The sequence below is a fragment of the Pseudomonas sp. YL2 genome (genome assembly GCF_023063025.1).
Taxonomy (GTDB): domain Bacteria; phylum Pseudomonadota; class Gammaproteobacteria; order Pseudomonadales; family Pseudomonadaceae; genus Aquipseudomonas; species Aquipseudomonas putida_A.
Genome location: NZ_JAJSLU010000018.1, coordinates 101415 through 118698, shown reverse-complemented (window position 1 = coordinate 118698; position 17284 = coordinate 101415). Strand labels below are relative to the sequence as shown.

Annotated in this window: 16 protein-coding genes, 1 tRNA gene and 1 pseudogene; 9 read left to right on the top strand and 9 right to left on the bottom strand. The window is 59.9% G+C overall.

Features of this window, described 5'->3' with window-relative positions:
- Positions 1–165: 165 nt before the first annotated feature.
- The gene (gltX, locus tag LVD08_RS22595) at positions 166–1647 is read right to left on the bottom strand and encodes a glutamate--tRNA ligase (RefSeq protein WP_003226448.1); all 1482 of its coding nucleotides are present in this window, start codon (positions 1645–1647) and stop codon (positions 166–168) included.
- Between the two features lie 229 nt (positions 1648–1876).
- On the opposite strand from gltX, the gene LVD08_RS22590 reads away from it, so the two are divergent.
- Together LVD08_RS22590 and LVD08_RS22585 are read left to right on the top strand one after the other, a co-directional pair.
- The gene (locus LVD08_RS22590; protein WP_247269307.1) at positions 1877–2926 is read left to right on the top strand and encodes an HlyD family secretion protein; all 1050 of its coding nucleotides are present in this window, start codon (positions 1877–1879) and stop codon (positions 2924–2926) included.
- A complete protein-coding gene (locus LVD08_RS22585; RefSeq protein ID WP_247269306.1) occupies positions 2916–4466 on the top strand; it encodes an MDR family MFS transporter in 1551 nt (516 codons plus the stop codon). The genes LVD08_RS22590 and LVD08_RS22585 overlap by 11 nt, the downstream gene beginning before the upstream one ends.
- 114 nt (positions 4467–4580) lie before the next feature.
- On the opposite strand, the gene uvrB is transcribed toward LVD08_RS22585, so the two are convergent.
- Complete coding sequence (gene uvrB / locus LVD08_RS22580; RefSeq protein WP_007969222.1) at positions 4581–6596, bottom strand: excinuclease ABC subunit UvrB; 2016 nt, start codon at positions 6594–6596, stop codon at positions 4581–4583.
- A gap of 337 nt (positions 6597–6933) precedes the next feature.
- Here uvrB and LVD08_RS22575 point away from each other — a divergent pair, with 337 nt between their 5' ends.
- Together LVD08_RS22575 and LVD08_RS22570 are read left to right on the top strand one after the other, a co-directional pair.
- Positions 6934–8130 (top strand): amino acid aminotransferase, encoded by a 1197-nt coding sequence (locus tag LVD08_RS22575; protein ID WP_027611521.1) that lies wholly within the window; start codon positions 6934–6936, stop codon positions 8128–8130.
- 225 nt (positions 8131–8355) lie between these two features.
- Positions 8356–8556: a hypothetical protein gene (locus LVD08_RS22570; RefSeq protein WP_247269305.1), complete on the top strand. Its 201-nt coding sequence runs from the start codon at positions 8356–8358 to the stop codon at positions 8554–8556.
- Here LVD08_RS22570 and LVD08_RS22565 read toward each other — a convergent pair.
- The gene (locus LVD08_RS22565; RefSeq protein WP_247269304.1) at positions 8553–8783 is read right to left on the bottom strand and encodes a hypothetical protein; all 231 of its coding nucleotides are present in this window, start codon (positions 8781–8783) and stop codon (positions 8553–8555) included. The genes LVD08_RS22570 and LVD08_RS22565 overlap by 4 nt on opposite strands.
- Before the next feature lie 228 nt (positions 8784–9011).
- On the opposite strand from LVD08_RS22565, the gene LVD08_RS22560 reads away from it, so the two are divergent.
- Positions 9012–9087: transfer RNA gene (locus tag LVD08_RS22560), tRNA-Asn, on the top strand.
- 186 nt (positions 9088–9273) lie between these two features.
- Here LVD08_RS22560 and LVD08_RS22555 read toward each other — a convergent pair.
- Positions 9274–10797, bottom strand: coding sequence for a nucleobase:cation symporter-2 family protein (locus tag LVD08_RS22555; protein ID WP_247269303.1), 1524 nt, complete (start codon positions 10795–10797; stop codon positions 9274–9276).
- Positions 10798–11049: 252 nt separating this feature from the next.
- Here LVD08_RS22555 and LVD08_RS22550 point away from each other — a divergent pair, with 252 nt between their 5' ends.
- Both LVD08_RS22550 and LVD08_RS22545 read left to right on the top strand, forming a co-directional pair.
- Entirely contained in the window at positions 11050–11334 is a 285-nt protein-coding gene (locus LVD08_RS22550) for a BrnT family toxin (protein ID WP_247269302.1), read from the top strand.
- A gap of 3 nt (positions 11335–11337) precedes the next feature.
- Positions 11338–11670, top strand: coding sequence for a BrnA antitoxin family protein (locus LVD08_RS22545; RefSeq protein ID WP_247269301.1), 333 nt, complete (start codon positions 11338–11340; stop codon positions 11668–11670).
- 2 nt (positions 11671–11672) lie between these two features.
- On the opposite strand, the gene LVD08_RS22540 is transcribed toward LVD08_RS22545, so the two are convergent.
- Positions 11673–12500 (bottom strand): arylamine N-acetyltransferase family protein, encoded by an 828-nt coding sequence (locus tag LVD08_RS22540; RefSeq protein ID WP_247269300.1) that lies wholly within the window; start codon positions 12498–12500, stop codon positions 11673–11675.
- Positions 12501–12600: 100 nt separating this feature from the next.
- On the bottom strand, positions 12601–13395 hold the full coding sequence (locus LVD08_RS22535; protein ID WP_202370493.1) for an exodeoxyribonuclease III: 795 nt from the start codon (positions 13393–13395) through the stop codon (positions 12601–12603).
- Between the two features lie 127 nt (positions 13396–13522).
- On the opposite strand from LVD08_RS22535, the gene LVD08_RS22530 reads away from it, so the two are divergent.
- On the top strand, positions 13523–14107 hold the full coding sequence (locus LVD08_RS22530; RefSeq protein ID WP_247269299.1) for a GNAT family N-acetyltransferase: 585 nt from the start codon (positions 13523–13525) through the stop codon (positions 14105–14107).
- Between the two features lie 90 nt (positions 14108–14197).
- Positions 14198–14497 carry a hypothetical protein gene (locus LVD08_RS22525; protein WP_027611513.1) on the top strand — a complete coding sequence of 100 codons (300 nt, stop codon included), beginning with the start codon at positions 14198–14200 and terminating at the stop codon, positions 14495–14497.
- A 92-nt stretch (positions 14498–14589) separates the two neighbouring features.
- Here the strand turns inward: LVD08_RS22525 and LVD08_RS22520 are convergent, their stop codons facing one another.
- From LVD08_RS22520 to LVD08_RS22510, 3 genes and pseudogenes are all read right to left on the bottom strand, one after another.
- Positions 14590–16158 (bottom strand): sensor domain-containing diguanylate cyclase, encoded by a 1569-nt coding sequence (locus LVD08_RS22520; protein WP_027611512.1) that lies wholly within the window; start codon positions 16156–16158, stop codon positions 14590–14592.
- A 223-nt stretch (positions 16159–16381) separates the two neighbouring features.
- Positions 16382–16906, bottom strand: a complete 525-nt coding sequence (locus tag LVD08_RS22515) for a hypothetical protein (RefSeq protein WP_247269298.1) — start codon at positions 16904–16906, stop codon at positions 16382–16384.
- A gap of 148 nt (positions 16907–17054) precedes the next feature.
- Positions 17055–17165: pseudogene (locus LVD08_RS22510) on the bottom strand (PAAR domain-containing protein); the annotation flags it as partial.
- Positions 17166–17284: the final 119 nt, after the last annotated feature.

The following is a 17284-nucleotide window of genomic DNA, read 5'->3' as shown; positions in this document are numbered from 1 at the left end:
AAGGGCGTATCGAAAGCCTGTCAAACTTATTTTTGAAAAATTTCAAAGTTTTTTGTCGGCATAACAATCACTTACCGCCCTCCCCCAGAAAATCCGGGGGAAAAACGCCGAAGGCCGGAATCAAACGATCCCGGCCTTCGGCGGTTACCGCAGAGTCAGACGTGCTTAAGCAATCGCGCCCAGCAGCTTTTCCCACTCTTTGTTTTCTTTCTTCGACACGCCACCCAGCAGGTCAATCGCCTGGCGCAGACGGAAACGGGTCAGATCCGGGCCGAGGATTTCCATCGCATCGAGCACCGACACCGAACTCGCCTGCCCGGTGATCGCGGCAAACATCAACGGCATCGCGTCACGCAGCTTCAGCTCGAGGGATTCGACCACCGCCTGAATTGTTGCGGTGATGCTGTCCTTCTCCCACTGACGCAGGCTTTCCAGCTTCCACAGGATCAATTGCATCAACTGACGCACCTGATCACCGGAAAGTTTTTTCGATTCGAACAGCTTGGCATCCGGGTTCACGCCACCGGCAAAGAAGAAGCCGCCCAGCGGTGCAACCTGGCTGAAGGTTTCCACGCGCCCCTGAACCAGCGGTGCGATCTTCATCATGTACTCAGAATTGAACGCCCACTTCTGCACGCGTGCGGCGAACTCTTCCACCGGCAGGTCACGCAGCCACTGGCCGTTGAGCCACGACAGTTTCTCGATGTCGAAGATCGGCCCGCCAAGCGACACACGCTTGAGGTCGAAGTTGTCGACCATTTCCTGCAGCGAGAACTTCTCGCGTTCGTCGGGCATCGACCAGCCCATGCGACCGAGGTAGTTGAGCATCGCTTCGGGCATGAAGCCCATGCGCTCGTAGAAGGTCACCGAGGTCGGGTTCTTGCGCTTGGACAGCTTGCTCTTGTCCGGGTTACGCAGCAGCGGCATGTAGCACAGCTCCGGTTGTTCCCAGCCGAAATATTCGTAAAGCAGAATCAGTTTCGGCGCCGATGGCAGCCATTCTTCGCCGCGCAGCACGTGGGTGATGCCCATAAGGTGGTCGTCGACCACGTTGGCGAGGAAGTACGTCGGCAAGCCGTCGGTCTTCATCAGCACTTGCATGTCCATGCGATCCCACGGGATCTCGACATCGCCACGCAGCATGTCCGGCACCACGCAGACGCCTTCGGTCGGCACTTTCATGCGGATCACGTGCGGTTCACCAGCCGCCAGACGGGCGGCGACTTCTTCCTTCGACAGCAGCAGCGCGCGGCCGTCGTAGCGCGGGGTCTCGCCGCGCGCCATTTGTTCGGCGCGCATCTGGTCCAGTTCTTCTGCGGTGCAGAAGCATGGGAACGCATGGCCCATGTCGACCAGTTGCTGGCAATACTTCTGATAGATATCGCCACGCTCACTTTGCCGGTACGGACCGTGCGGGCCGCCGACGTCCGGGCCTTCGCTCCAGTCGATCCCCAGCCAGCGCAAGGCGTCGAAGATCTGCTGTTCGGACTCACGGGTCGAACGCAACTGATCGGTGTCTTCGATGCGCAGGATGAACTCACCGCCATGCTGCTTGGCAAAGCAGTAGTTGAACAATGCGATGTAAGCGGTACCTACGTGGGGGTCCCCGGTAGGCGATGGCGCGATGCGAGTGCGGACGGTGGTCATGGCATGTCTCGAAAAGAATGAAAAGCAAAACAATCAAGCGGCGAATGGTAACAGGCGACACCCGCCCCGCTCCAGCGGGCAGGGCATTTAAGCCAAGTTTGCGTCTGTAACGCCCATAGACCGTGGTGACGGCCCGAATATCAGCCATTGGCATTTACCGTTTATCGGCGGTATGCCAGATTCAGCCGCAGATAACTTTCCTTACAATTCCTCGACTACAGTTTGCCTCATGCCTGCCCAACTCAAGCGTCGTCTGTTTATTTTCCTGCTCTTGGTGCTGTTGATTGCCGGGGGCTTCTTCGCCCACTGGTTTTTCAAGGGGCGCTTTTATGAAAGCACCGATAACGCCTATGTCCAGGGCGAGATCACCCGCGTCTCCAGCCAGTTGAGCGCGCGCATCGACGAAGTGTTGGTGCAGGACAACCAGCACGTGGAAAAAGGCCAGTTGCTGGTGCGCCTCGAACCTAATGATTTCCGCCTCGCCGTCGATCGCGCCAATGCCGCCCTCGCCACTCGCGAAGCCGAGCGCTTACAGGCACAAAGCAAATTGACTCAACAATCGAGCCTGATCGCCGCCAGTGACGCGCAAGTGGCGACCACTCAAGCCACGCTTGGCCGCTCGCAGATGGATTTATCGCGTGCTGAAACCCTGCGCAAACCCGGCTACGTTTCCGAAGAACGAGTGACCACCCTCTCCGCTGACGCCCATATCGCCCGCTCGCAAGTGGCCAAGGCCCAGGCCGATGCACAGAGCCAGCGCCAGCAGGTCAACGCACTGACGGCCGAGATCAAACGCCTCGACGCACAGATTGCCAACGCCCGCGCCGATCTGGCGCAAGCCGAGCTCAACCTGACCCGCAGCGAAATCCACGCGCCGATCAGCGGCATGGTCGGCCAGCGCGCCGCACGCAATGGCCAAGTGGTGCAGGCCGGCGCGTATCTGCTGTCGATCGTCCCGGACGAAGACATCTGGGTGCAGGCCAACTTCAAGGAAACCCAGATCGGCCACATGCAGTCCGGACAGAAAGCCGAGCTGACCTTCGATGCCTACAGCGACACGCCGATCGAAGCGCGGGTCGACAGCCTGTTCGCCGCCTCGGGTGCGCAGTTCAGCCTGTTGCCGCCAGACAACGCCACCGGCAACTTCACCAAAGTCGTGCAGCGGATTCCGGTGAAGCTGACCTTCAAGGCCGATAACCCGCTGCACGGCAAGATCCGCCCGGGCATGTCGGTCACCGCCACTGTGAACATCAAAGACGCCCCAGACAATGGCCGGTGATTCGCTGATCCGCCCGGTCGGCGAACCGACCCGGCGGGACTGGATTGCGGTAATGAGCGTGATGCTCGGCGCGTTCATGGCGGTGCTCGATATTCAGATCACCAACTCTTCGCTCAAGGACATTCAGGGCGCGCTGTCGGCGACGCTGGAAGAAGGCTCGTGGATTTCCACCTCGTACCTGGTGGCGGAAATCATCATGATCCCGCTGACCGCGTGGCTGGTGCAGCTGCTCTCAGCGCGTCGGCTGGCGGTGTGGGTGTCGCTGGGTTTTCTGCTGTCATCACTGCTGTGCTCGATGGCCTGGAGCCTCGAAAGCATGATCGTCTTTCGCGCCATGCAAGGCTTCACCGGCGGCGCGCTGATCCCGCTGGCGTTCACCCTGACCCTGATCAAACTCCCCGAACACCACCGCGCCAAAGGCATGGCGATGTTCGCCATGACCGCGACCTTCGCCCCCTCCATCGGCCCAACCCTTGGCGGCTGGCTCACCGAGAACTGGGGCTGGGAATACATCTTTTACATCAACATTCCGCCGGGGCTGATCATGATCGCCGGGCTGATGTACGGGCTGGAGAAGAAGGAAGCGCACTGGGAACTGCTGAAAAGCACCGACTACACCGGAATTCTCACGCTGGGTGTCGGCCTCGGCTGCCTGCAAGTCTTTCTCGAAGAAGGCCACCGCAAGGACTGGCTGGAATCGAACCTGATCGTGACCCTGGGCAGCATTGCCCTGCTGAGCCTGATCACCTTCGTCATCGTGCAGATCTCCAAACCCAATCCGCTGATCAACCTAGGCATCCTGCGCAATCGCAACTTCGGTTTGTCGAGCATTTCCAGCCTCGGCATGGGCGTCGGTTTATACGGCTCGATCTATCTGCTGCCGCTGTACTTGGCGCAGATCCAGAATTACAACGCCCTGCAGATCGGCGAAGTGATCATGTGGATGGGCGTGCCGCAGCTGTTCCTGATTCCGCTGGTGCCGAAGCTGATGAAGTTCGTGTCGCCGAAGTGGCTGTGCACCCTGGGCTTCGGGTTGTTCGGGCTGGCGAGTTTTTCTTCGGGGGTGCTCAATCCGGATTTCGCCGGGCCGCAGTTCAATCAGATCCAGATCATCCGGGCGCTGGGTCAGCCGCTGATCATGGTGACCATTTCGCTGATCGCCACCGCGTACATCCTGCCGCATGACGCGGGGTCGGCATCGAGCCTGTTCAACATCCTGCGCAACCTCGGCGGCGCGATCGGCATTGCCCTGCTCGCCACGCTGCTGGATGCACGGACCAAGACTTACTTCGATTATTTGCGTGAGGCGGTGGTGCCGACCAATCCGCAAGTGGCCGAGCGGCTGGCGTCGATGACCGACCGCTTTGGCAGTGACACGGCGGCACTCGGCAAGTTGAGTGAGATCGTGCATCAGCAGGCGCTGATCATGGCCTACAACGATGCGTTTCACTTTGTCGGGATTGCGTTGGGGATCAGCATGCTGGCGATTTTGCTGACCAGGAAACTGCCGCAAGGGCTGAAGGCTGGGGAGTCTCATTAATACCGCGTTGCCGCCATTCGCGAGCAGGCTCGCTCCCACAGGGGATTTGTGAACGACACAGATCCAATGTGGGAGCGAGCCTGCTCGCGAAGAGGCCCGGTCAGACGATGAAGATCAAACCGCCAAAAGCCGCTCACGCAACTTGGCAATCTCATCGCGCATCTGCGCCGCCGCTTCGAACTCCAGATCCCGCGCCAACTGGTACATCTTCTCTTCCAGCGCGCGAATGCGTTTGGTGATTTCGCTCGGCGAGCGCAGTTCGGCTTCGTACTTGGCGTTTTCTTCGGCAGCCTTGGCCATGCCCTTGCGCTTCTTGCTGCGCGAGCCAGGCACAGTGGCGCCTTCCATGATGTCGGCGACGTCCTTGAACACCCCCTTCGGGGTGATGCCGTTTTCCAGGTTGAAGGCGATCTGCTTGTCGCGACGACGCTCGGTCTCGCCAATCGCCCGCTCCATCGAGCCGGTGATGCGGTCGGCGTAGAGAATCGCCCGGCCATTGAGGTTCCGCGCGGCCCGGCCGATGGTCTGGATCAGCGAGCGCTCGGAACGCAAGAAGCCCTCCTTGTCCGCATCGAGAATCGCCACCAGCGACACTTCCGGCATGTCCAGACCTTCGCGTAGCAGGTTGATCCCCACCAGCACATCGAAGGTGCCCAGACGCAGGTCGCGGATAATCTCGACCCGCTCGACGGTGTCGATGTCGGAGTGCAAGTAACGCACGCGCACGCCGTGGTCGGCGAGGTAATCGGTGAGGTCCTCGGCCATGCGCTTGGTCAGCGTGGTGACCAGCACCCGCTCCTCGACCGCCACCCGTTTGGTGATTTCCGAGAGCAAGTCGTCAACCTGGGTCAGCGCCGGACGCACTTCAACCTGCGGGTCGACCAGACCGGTCGGACGCACCACCTGTTCGACCACGCGCCCGGCATGCTCGGCCTCGTAGTTGCCCGGCGTTGCCGAGACAAAAATCGTCTGCGGGCTGACCCCTTCCCACTCGTCAAAGCGCATGGGCCGATTGTCCAGTGCCGACGGCAAGCGGAAGCCGTATTCGACCAGGGTTTCTTTACGCGAACGGTCACCCTTATACATCGCGCCGACTTGCGGCACGCTGACGTGGGATTCGTCGATCACCAGCAAGGCGTCGGCCGGCAGATAGTCATACAGCGTCGGCGGCGCGGCACCGGCCGGACGTCCGGACAGGTAGCGCGAGTAGTTTTCGATGCCGTTGCAATAACCCAGTTCGAGGATCATTTCCAGGTCGAAACGGGTGCGCTGTTCGAGGCGCTGGGCCTCGACCAGTTTGTTGTTGCTGCGCAGGTATTCGAGGCGTTCCTGCAACTCGACTTTGATGTGTTCGATGGCGTCGAGCAGGGTCTCGCGTGGCGTCACGTAGTGACTCTTCGGGTAGAAGGTGAAGCGCGGCATCTTGCGGATGACTTCGCCGGTGAGCGGGTCGAACGCGGAGATGCTCTCGACCTCGTCATCGAACAGTTCGATGCGGATCGCTTCCAGATCGGATTCCGCCGGATAGATATCGATCACGTCGCCGCGCACGCGGAAGGTCGCGCGGGCAAAATCCATGTCGTTGCGGGTGTATTGCAGGTCAGCCAGACGCCGCAGCAAGGCGCGCTGATCGAGTTTGTCGCCGCGATCGACGTGCAGCACCATCTTCAAATAGGTTTCCGGGCTACCGAGACCGTAAATGCACGACACCGTGGTAACGATGATCGCGTCCTTGCGTTCGAGCAACGCCTTGGTCGCCGACAGGCGCATCTGTTCGATGTGGTCGTTGATCGACGCGTCCTTCTCGATAAAGGTGTCGGACGACGGCACATAGGCTTCGGGCTGGTAGTAGTCGTAGTAGGAAACGAAATACTCGACCGCGTTGTTCGGGAAGAACGCCTTGAACTCACCATACAGCTGCGCGGCGAGGGTCTTGTTCGGCGCCAGCACCAGCGTCGGGCGCTGTACCTGCGAGATGACATTGGCGATGCTGAAGGTCTTGCCCGAGCCGGTCACACCGAGCAGCGTCTGGTGCGCCAGCCCGGCTTCGATGCCCTCGACCAATTGGCGGATCGCTTCAGGTTGATCGCCGGCGGGCTCGAAGCGGGTGACTAGCTGGAATTCGGACATACACACCTCTGGGATCGCGGCTCGCGCAGAAAACAGCCGAGCCGCGGGGATGACCGCAAACGACCGTTGTCGCCCAAGGAAAAACGAAGATTGTGCTCAATGTGGAGCCGATTGCCTCGCCTTTCAAGGCAAACGTCCTACATCCGGTAAAGTCTCTGACAGAGTCAATCGACTAACGGTCAAGAAATAATCGGAAAAACTTGCCTGAAAAGCTGAATCGCCTGTCGCCATTGCTCAGTGATGGCCTCTATACTAGCTCCCCGTTTGTGCACCGCTCTAGTGCATTCGGCTGGAGCGCGACACGTCCCTCCACTCTCCATTCAGAGCCGCCGTAATAATGAGCCTGTTCTCCGCTGTCGAAATGGCACCCCGCGATCCAATCCTGGGCCTCAACGAAGCATTCAACGCCGATACCCGGACCACCAAGGTCAACCTGGGTGTAGGTGTTTACTGCAACGAAGAGGGGCGAATTCCCCTGCTGCGCGCGGTGATCGAAGCCGAAACCATTCGCGCTGCCCAGCACGCCTCCCGTGGCTACCTGCCGATCGACGGCATCGCCGCCTACGACCAGGCCGTGCAAAAGCTGCTGTTCGGTAACGACTCGCCGCTGATCGCTGCCGGTCGCATCGTCACCACTCAGGCGGTCGGCGGTACCGGCGCGCTGAAAATCGGTGCCGACTTCCTCAAGCAACTGCTGCCGAACGCCGTCGTGGCGATCAGCGACCCGAGCTGGGAAAACCACCGCGCGCTGTTCGAAACCGCTGGCTTCCCGGTGCAGAACTACCGTTACTACGACGCCGCCACCCACGACGTGAACCGTGCCGGCATGCTCGACGACCTCAACGCCCTGCCGAACGGCTCGATCGTTGTGCTGCACGCCTGCTGCCACAACCCGACCGGCGTCGATCTGACCCCGGCCGACTGGAAAAACGTGCTGGACGTGGTCAAGGCCAAAGGTCACGTACCGTTCCTCGACATGGCTTACCAGGGTTTCGGCGACGGCATCGACGAAGACGCCGCGGCTGTTCGACTGTTCGCTGAATCGGGCCTGACTTTCTTCGTATCGAGCTCGTTCTCCAAGTCGTTCTCGCTGTACGGCGAGCGCGTTGGTGCATTGTCGATCGTCAGCGAATCGAAAGAAGAAAGCGCGCGCGTGCTGTCGCAGGTCAAGCGTGTGATCCGCACCAACTACTCCAACCCGCCGACCCACGGTGCAAGCATCGTCGCCGCCGTGTTGAACAGCCCGGAACTGCGCGCCCAGTGGGAAGCCGAACTGGCAGAAATGCGCCTGCGCATTCGCGGCATGCGCGAGCAGATGGTCGCCCTGCTGGCGGAAAAAGCCCCGCAGCGTGACTTCAGCTTCGTCGGCCGTCAGCGCGGCATGTTTTCCTACTCCGGCCTGACCACTGAGCAAGTGCATCGCCTGCGCAACGAGTTCGGCATCTACGCCCTGGACACCGGCCGCATCTGCGTCGCGGCACTGAACCAGAGCAATATCAAAGCGGTCACGGATGCGATCGTTCAGGTCATCTGATTTCGCCTGGCAATGAAAAACGGGAAGCCTTGGGGCTTCCCGTTTTTTATTTGTCCCGGAAAACTATCCGAACCCTCTAGACTGCACACAGATTCCATTGTGGGAGCGGGCTTGCTCGCGAAAGCGGTGCATCAGGCGACAAAAATACTGGCTGGGCCGACGCCTTCGCGAGCAAGCCCGCTCCCACAGGTTTTGTGTACACCTCAGAGTTCTGCGAGAACACCTATGAAAAACGACAACCTGCGCGCCGACCGAGACGATCTGGATGATTTCATCCCCCGCCCCCCGGCCAAACGCGACAAAAGCCTGGTGCTGCAAGTCGCAGCGGGCGTCTTCCTCGGCGGCCTGGCCCTGTGGCTGGTGCAACTGGCCGCCACCGCCGCTTATGCCAAGCTGATGCTCGGCACCATCACTTTCGGCGGTTAAGCCAGTTCCGTCGCCCGTTGACTGGCCGCATCGTCATACGCGACGTAGAGCGATTCGGCGATCTGGCTTTTGACCGCCTTGGTGCTTTCCAGACCGAGCACGAACCCTTCGGCCTTGCCGCCAGCACGGTTCAGCTCTTCAGCGGTGCTGGCCTGGGTGATCGCGTCGAAGAGTTTCTCGGCGTGCGGGCCAACGCCCTTGGGCAGACTGATTTGCGTGACGCTCATACGAGCACCTCGCGTGAAAGGGAAACAACAACGGTTCGAGTCATGGCGCGTACCTTTTCGGCGAATGGCCGGCAGCGCGTGTGACCACTTCCGGGCAACCATGGTAGACCTGTGAGGCGGTTCTGGTAACCGCCAATCGCTGACAAAACACCGTCCGTCCTGCCGAACGCAGAAAATTTACACCCGACGCTTGACTTCTCTTTTTGAATCAGTAACATACGCACCAATTCCGCAATAGCTCAGTTGGTAGAGCAAATGACTGTTAATCATTGGGTCCCTGGTTCGAGTCCAGGTTGTGGAGCCAAATAGCAAAGCCCCTGAATCGAAAGATTCAGGGGCTTTTTTGTGGGCGCTCGAAAAGTCAAAAGATCGCAACCTGCTGCAGCTCCGATCCCCTGTAGGAGCTGCCGCAGGCTGCGATCTTTTGCTCTTCAAACCAAAAAGGCCGATCTGTCTCACAACAGATCGGCCTCTTTCATCCATTCAGCGCTCAAACATGCTCGCTGCTCTTCATCTGGGTCTTCGGCGCGCCATGCCCATGATCGTGTTCATCAGGCTCGATCACCGGCACTTCCTTGCCATCGCAATCGTGCAGCTTGCCGTCGCTGAAGTAATCGCCTTCACGCAGCGCCGCCAGGTCGCGATAACGCAGGGTGCGCTCTTCCGCGGCGGCAAACACCGACTGCTGATCCGAGTTGCCGGCAGTGAAGTGGTTGAAGGTCAGGTTCAGCACGATCGCCATGATCGCCGACGAGCTGATGCCCGAGTGGAAAATGGTCGCGAACCAGCTCGGGAAATGATCGTAGAAGTTCGGCGCGGCAATCGGGATCATGCCGAAGCCGATCGAGGTGGCGACGATGATCAGGTTGACGTTGTTGCGGTAATCGACCTTCGACAGTGTGCGAATCCCGCTCGCCGCCACCGTACCGAACAGCACGATACCGGCGCCGCCCAGCACCGAAGTCGGCACCGCCGCGATCACCCGGCCCATGAACGGCAGCAGACCGAGAATCACCAGAAAGATACCGCCTGTGGCCACCACATAACGGCTCTTGATCCCGGTCACCGCCACCAGCCCGACGTTCTGCGCGAAGGCGCTTTGGGTGAACGAACCGAAGATCGGCGCAAACATGCTCGACAGCATGTCCGCGCGCAAACCGTTGCCAAGACGCTTGGAATCGACTTTGGTGCCGATGATCTCACCGACCGCCAGAATGTCCGCCGAGGTTTCCACCAGGGTCACCATGACCACGATGCACATCGACAGGATCGCGGCGAAGTGGAAGGTCGGCATGCCGAAATGGAACGGCGTCGGGAAGCCGAACATCGGCCCTTGGGTGACACTGGAGAAATCGGCCATGCCGAGGAACACCGCCAGAATCGTGCCGATCACCATGGCCAACAGGATCGACAGACGCGAGATAGTCGAGCTGCCGACCTTGCTCAGCAGCAACACCAGCACCAGCGTCACCGCCGCCAGACCGATGTTCTGCATGCTGCCGAAGTCCGGCGCGTGGCTATTGCCCCCCATGGCCCAGCGCGCAGCCACCGGCATCAGCGTCAGGCCGATGGTGGTGATCACGATACCGGTGACCAGTGGAGGGAAAAACTTGGTGATTCGCGAGAACACCGGGGTGATCAGCAAGCCGATCAACGACGCGGCAATCACCGCGCCCAGCACCGACTGGAAGCCGCCCTCCCCGCCACTGCTGACGATGGCGACCATGGTCGCCACACCGGAGAACGACACGCCCTGCACCAGCGGCAACTGACAGCCAAAAAACGGTAGACCCAGGGTTTGCATCAGTGTCGCCAGCCCCCCCGCAAACAATGAAGCAGCAATCAACAAACCAATGTCCGCCGGCGACAGCCCGGCCGCCTGGCCAATGATCAGTGGCACCGCAACGATACCGCCGTACATGGTCAGAACATGTTGCAGGCCGTAAGCCATATTCGCGCCGACCCCGAGATTTTCGTCCTCGGGCCGTTGGTGTGAAACATGGGGCGTTTTCATGTGGGGGGTTCCCTGGTTTTTGTTATGCGCACACTGTATTCAATACTCGGGACAAATGTCCATAGAGTTGTATACAACTTGTCAGTCACATAATGGATAGGTAGCCACCCAAGCTTCTATCTCGCCACCTCCATCTCCCACAGATCCGGCAACACATCCCCTCCTGCCCTCGGTTTTTATCGCACTAGGCTGAATTGTTCACGGCGACCAGCGGTGCACCGGCGCTCTTTTTATACATATAAAGTATGCATAATGAAGTCATTCGAAATTCAGTACGACAAAAGCAAGAACGCAGCCAACAAACTCAAGCACAGGGGCGTCAGCCTTGCCGAGACCGAGCCGGTCTTTCATGACGAACGCGCGCTGACGATCGAGGACAACGACCATGAAGAACAGCGCTGGATCACCCTCGGCCTCGACGGCAAAGGGCGCTTGCTGGTGGTTGCGTACAGTTATCGCGAAGCCAACGTCGTACGAATCATTTCTGCACGTGTCGCCACACCGAGCGAGCGTTGCGCTTATTTTCAGGAGGCTTGAACGATGAAAGACGAATACGACTTCTCGCAGGGCAAACGCGGAGCCTTGGCGTCCACCAAGGGCAAGACTCGCATCACCATCATGCTCGATGACGCGGTCATCGAAGCCGCCCGCAGCGTGGCGGAAAACGAAGGCTTCGGTTATCAGACGGTGATCAACAACACTCTGCGCCATGCCCTGCTGGAGGCTGGCAGCAAAACGCAAGACCTCGAGCCGCACCACTCCGGGCAATTCAAGAAAGGCATCACCGCCGCCGACCTCAAGAGCCTGGAAAAAAAGCTGTCGGCGGCGGTCGGGGAAATCCGCCGGGTACTGGAACCGGAGGCCAAGCCCTGAGATCAGACCGGTACGAGCATCCGCGCCAGCGACTGGCGCACATGCGGCTGGTCAGGCACGCGCAGGCCGAATTCCTGCTCCAGCACTTCAAGCAGTTCATCGACATCCGCCACCTCGCGTCGCTCGCTGGCGGCGCCCATATGATGAATCGCGAAACTGCCGTTGTTCAGGGTCCGGCGCCAGCCATCGCCAGTGCGCGCAACCATCAGCCGTTTGGCGAACGGGGACTCGGGATGGGTCGAGACGTACCAGTTGCCGAGCGTGTAATCGATGTCTTCCTGGCGCTGCAGATCAAACAGGTACATCGCGCGCCACTCCCCCGCGACATTGGCGCGCAGCATGTAGCCATCGGCCTGTTTCTCGATGCGATAGGACTCGTGCGGCGTCGCCTGTTCAGCCTCGGTATCGAGCAGCAGCGGCGCGGTCGGCACCATACCGCCAAAGCCGACGTCGGTGATGTAGCGCTCGCCATCGATGATTACCAGGCTCAAGCGGTGGGTACGCGCCGTCCACGTGCCTTCGGGTTGCGCCAGCACCACGCGGCCGGAAATGCCGCGGGCCTCGAAGCCCAATTCCTGCAGCAACGCCAGAAACAGATTGTTCAGTTCGTAGCAGTAACCACCCCGGCCACCGTGGAGAACCTTTTGTTCGACCGACGCCAAATCGATCAGCACCGGTGCGCCAGTGATCGTCGACAGGTTCTCGAAGGGAAAGACGCCGGTATGGCGCAACTGCAGTTGCCGCAGGGTTGCCAGTGTAGGGGCCGGTGGGGTGTCGAACCCCAGGTGTTGCAGGTACAACCTCGGATTCGCCAGACGTGGCTCGCTCATTGCTCAGTCCTTTTGCATGTGGCCGCGGCTCGCTGCGCCGCTGGCCGACAGGTATACGGGATTGCGCCCTGATTCCGACAATTGATTTCGCCAATCACCACTACCGACGCTTGCGCGAACCGATGCGAATCCAGGTCGGCGCATGGTCGCTGGCGTGCGGTTCGTTACGCACCCAGGCGTCTACCCCGGCCTCGTGCAGATACGGACTGAGTGCCGGGTTGAGCAGCAGATGATCGATGCGCAGACCGGAGTTGGTTTGCCAATGCTGGCGAAAATAATCCCAGAAGGTGTAGAGGCGATCGTCGGGATACAGATGGCGCAGCGAATCGGTCCAGCCTTGATCAAGCAGCCGCTGATAACACTCGCGGCTTTCGGGTTGCAGCAGCGCATCCTTGAGCCAGGAGCGGGTGTTGTAGATGTCCATGTCAGTGGGTACCACGTTGTAATCGCCGGCAAGCACCACCGGATGATCGCTGCTTTGCAAATCCTTGGCGTAGCGGATCAAGCGTTCGAACCAGGCCAGTTTGTAGTCGAACTTCGGCCCCGGCTGCGGATTGCCATTGGGCAGGTACAGGCAGCCGACCAACACACCGTGCACCGCCGCCTCCAGATAACGGCTGTGCTTGTCCTCGGGATCGCCCGGCAGACCGCGGCGACTCTCCAGCGGCTGCGCATCGCGAGCGAGAATCGCCACGCCGTTCCACGACGCCTGCCCGTGCCAGATCGCGCCGTACCCCGCTGCCTCCAGTTCGGCGGCGGGGAATGCACTGTCAACCGACTTGAGTTCCTGCAGACAAGCGATGTCCGGTTGCTCGCGCTTGAGCCACTGCAGCAGGTTCGGCAAGCGTGCGCGCAGGCCGTTGACGTTGAACGTGGCGATCCGCAGGTTTTTCATCGTTCAGGCTCCGGCGAACAAGGTGTGAAAATTGTGACCCTGTGCTAACGGCGGTGGTTGCATCGGATCAACCGGCTGCGGCGTAATAGGCGCTCGTCACTGCCCCGAACTGCCGAGACTTGATTCCATGCTCACCACCCTGCAAGGCCCGCGCATCCTCCTGCGCCCGCTTCAGTACAGCGACGCCGACGCCCTGCTCCAGGCCGCCGCTGACGGCGAACTGTGGAACCTCACCGTCACTGTGGTGCCGTCGGCGAGCACCATCGACAGCTATCTGAAAAAAGCCCTCGACGGCCGTGATGCCGGCACGGTCATGCCGTTTGTGATCGTGTTGAAGGATAGCGGCGAAGTGATCGGCTCGACCCGGTTCTGGAAGATCGACCCGCTCAATCGCAAACTGGAAATCGGCAGCAGCTGGATTTCGGCGCGCTGGCAGAAATCCTTCGTCAACACCGAAGCCAAATACCTGATGTTGCGCCACGCCTTCGAGGTGCTCGACTGCGTGCGAGTGCAGTTCACCACCGACGAGAACAACCAGAAGTCGCGCAACGCGATTCTGCGCCTCGGTGCGCAACAGGAAGGCAACGTGCGCCACGAGCGGATCATGCCCGACGGCCGCAAGCGTAACTCGGTGCGTTTCAGCATCATCGATGACGAGTGGCCGCAGGTGCGGCAGGTGCTGGAGCAGAAACTGGCTGAGGATCGAGGCTGAGGCTCGACAACCGCTCGTCAGCCAATCGGCACCAACAGCTGCGGCCGTCAGACCAAAGTCAGGTAACCGAACCTTTTTGGGAGACGTACCATGACAACGCGCAAACTGACTTCACTGTTGCTCGCCGGGCTGCTGGCCACCGCCTCGGTCGGCGCCTTCGCGGCCAATGACGGCGCCGATGCTTCAGGCACCAAATCCGGCGCCACCAGCGGCACCAACCTGCCACCCAACAGCACCCCCGGCGCTCCGAAAAACGGTGACAGTACCGATGGCGCCGGCAAGGGTACCGGCACCAACAGTGGCACCATGGGTTCTGGATCGGGAGCGGGGGGCGGCACTGGTTCGGCCGGCGGCGGAACTGGCGGTGCCGGTGGTGGCACAGGCAGCTGAACGAACAAGCGTGACCGCTGGTGATCCGGCATGAAGGCATGAATCTGTGGCGCTGGAATCTGATTCCGCGCCACAGATCAAGCGCGGAGGCTTTAGCGATCCGACCGCATCAACTCGGCAACACCCTCCTCCAGCGACAACACCGCCGCGCGATTGCGCCCGGCATTTTTTGCCTGATACAGCGCCGCATCAGCACGCTGGATAAACACTTCGAGGCTGTCATTGCCGCTCGGAATAAATGAGTAGCAGCCCAGGCTGACCGTCAGGTAACCGGTGGGCGAGCCGCTGTGAGTAATGCGTTTATCCATCACGCTGCGGCGAATCTGCCCGGCAATCGCCAGCACACCGTTGATGTCGGTATCCGGCAGTAACACCGCAAACTCCTCGCCACCGTACCGCACCGCCAGGTCAGACTTGCGTTGAGAGCAATTCTTCAACACCTGGGCCACCTGAGTCAGGCAGTGATCCCCTGCCACGTGCCCGTAGGCATCGTTGTAGCGCTTGAAGAAATCGATATCGAGCATGATCAAGCCGACTGGACTCGACTGCCGTGCACCGCGAGCAAATTCGATCTCCAGCGATTGCTCGAACAGGCGCCGATTCGCCAGCCCCGTCAGACTGTCGTGGGTCGCGATCTGCTCCAGTGTGCGCTGTGCCTTGCGCAGGTTTTTCTCGATTCGCTCGCCGTCACGCACCTGATGAATGAACACCCAGCCGAACAGGCCGACGCCAAGAATCACCAGCGCCACAATCACGCTGGACTGAAAGGCCCGCTCATACCAACCCTTGAGAATCGTGTCGCGCGAAGAGGCGGACGCTACCACCAGCGGGTAAGCCGCCAACTGGCGGTAGCCGTACAAGCGCACCACGCCGTCGACCACCGACTTGATCATCGCGGTGCCGGCCGGGGCTTCGGGCAGCAGCTTCTGGTAGATCCTGCCTTGCGCCAGCGACGAACCGATCAGGCCTTCGTCGAACGGTCGCCGCGCCAGCAGCGTGCCGTCCTTGAGTCCGAGAAACATGATGCCGTTGTCATCGAGGCTGAAACTTTTGAAGAACCGGTCGAAGTACGCCATCTTGATCCCGGCCATCAGCACGCCCTGGAAATTGCCGGCGCGGTCGTTGATGCGTTTCGAGATCGGGATGATCCACTGGCCATTCTCGCGGCTGCGAATCGCCGGGCCGATGTGCGCCACGGTAGAAGCGTTTTGCTGGTGAAACCTGAAGTACTCGCGGTCGGCCACACCCTTGCCACGGGGCAGGTCCGGGAACGAGGTGATCACCCACTGGCCCTCGCGATCGAAGAGGAACATGCCGTGCAACTGCTCCAGTTGTTGCACCCGACGCGCGAAGGTTTTTTGCAGACGTGGTCGCTGCGCGGCGCCATAACCATCGTCCTCGACCCAATCAGCGAGACTGGTGAGCACCAGGTCAGCGGCCAGAAACGTGTCCTCGGCCTGCTGCGCCATGGCTCGGGTCAGGTTGGTCGACGCGATCTGCGCGTTCGCCAGGTCCTGACGCCGTGTCTGCTCGAGTTGCAGATAGAGCAAGCCGGACAGGCACAGGCACACCGCAACGATGAACAGCGCTGCCGCCTTGCGCAGTGGCAGGCGTTTAAGCGTGCCGGGAGTCTGATGGGGGTCGTGAATGGGGATTGGCAAAAACGTGTCCTGGGCAGGTACGACAGGGGCCGCAGCCCGAAACCCTTACTTTTCATGAGCGTAGCCCAGCGGGGTGCGCACAGCAAACCCGCCCCGCCAACACACGCCTGCCCCGCTGTATCGGCGCGCAAGGGATTTGGATGACCTCCGCACGTCGATTTATTTTCAGTGGTGGTTTTGCGGGCGATCGCCCTCGCGTATCTGCGCAGGGCACCGATGACGACTATCGGGGTTTGTTGATTTCGCGCAGCAGATCCGCGACCGGCAGGTTCATGGTGTTTGAGTAGTAGGGTTTGTAGCCGTACGCGGTGACGACGACTTTGCAGGGGATTTGTTGTTTGTTCGCGAGGAGTTGATTCAGTTCTGTTACTGAAAGATTTCTCTCAGAACTTCGGTTGCTGGAAGTTTCACTGAGGAATGCGCGAGTAAGGTAGGAAAACTTTCCCTTGTTGTTGTCATTTTTTTCCGATCGTATCAAACCGGATGCGGAGAACTGTATGGCTTTGCCTACTGAGAAATCATGATCATCCGCCAATGCGCAATGAAGCATGCCCGAAATCATCCCAACTCGCTCCCCGCGATCAAAAAGATCCAACACATCAACGTCCGACTGATACCGGATGATGTATAGCAGCGACTTTTCTCTTTCCACAGATTCGAAGTTCAGGTTTGCGGGAGGCTTTGTGTGGTTCTTCGCACAACCAGAGCAAATAGCGAGTAAAACGCAAAGGAGTAGCCTGTACATCATGGAAACTCCTTCATGATTGAGTCAAAAAGCATATCGCCTGCCGGCTTGCCCCCGGCGATACGGGCAGTAAACAACCCCAAAGCATTTGCATGATTTGTGTCTACATTGACGTTTAATGAAGGGCCAAAGGAGATAAGCCACTTTTCACCAAGCCGTCGAAATTCACATTCGGCGAGCCACTGGCAATTGGATTGGTGCCATGTCCCGGGAGTGGGCAGGCGGTTGGGTCGGTGACGCGGGCGGCGGGTTTTCCGCTCATGAACAGCTCCTTGCAGTGTGGCGGGTCATCCTTTTTGGGGGCGCAAGCATGCGTGAATTTTCCGGTTGCTTCAAACCTCCAGGCAAAAAAAGGCGCCCGATCGAGGCGCCTTTTTCATT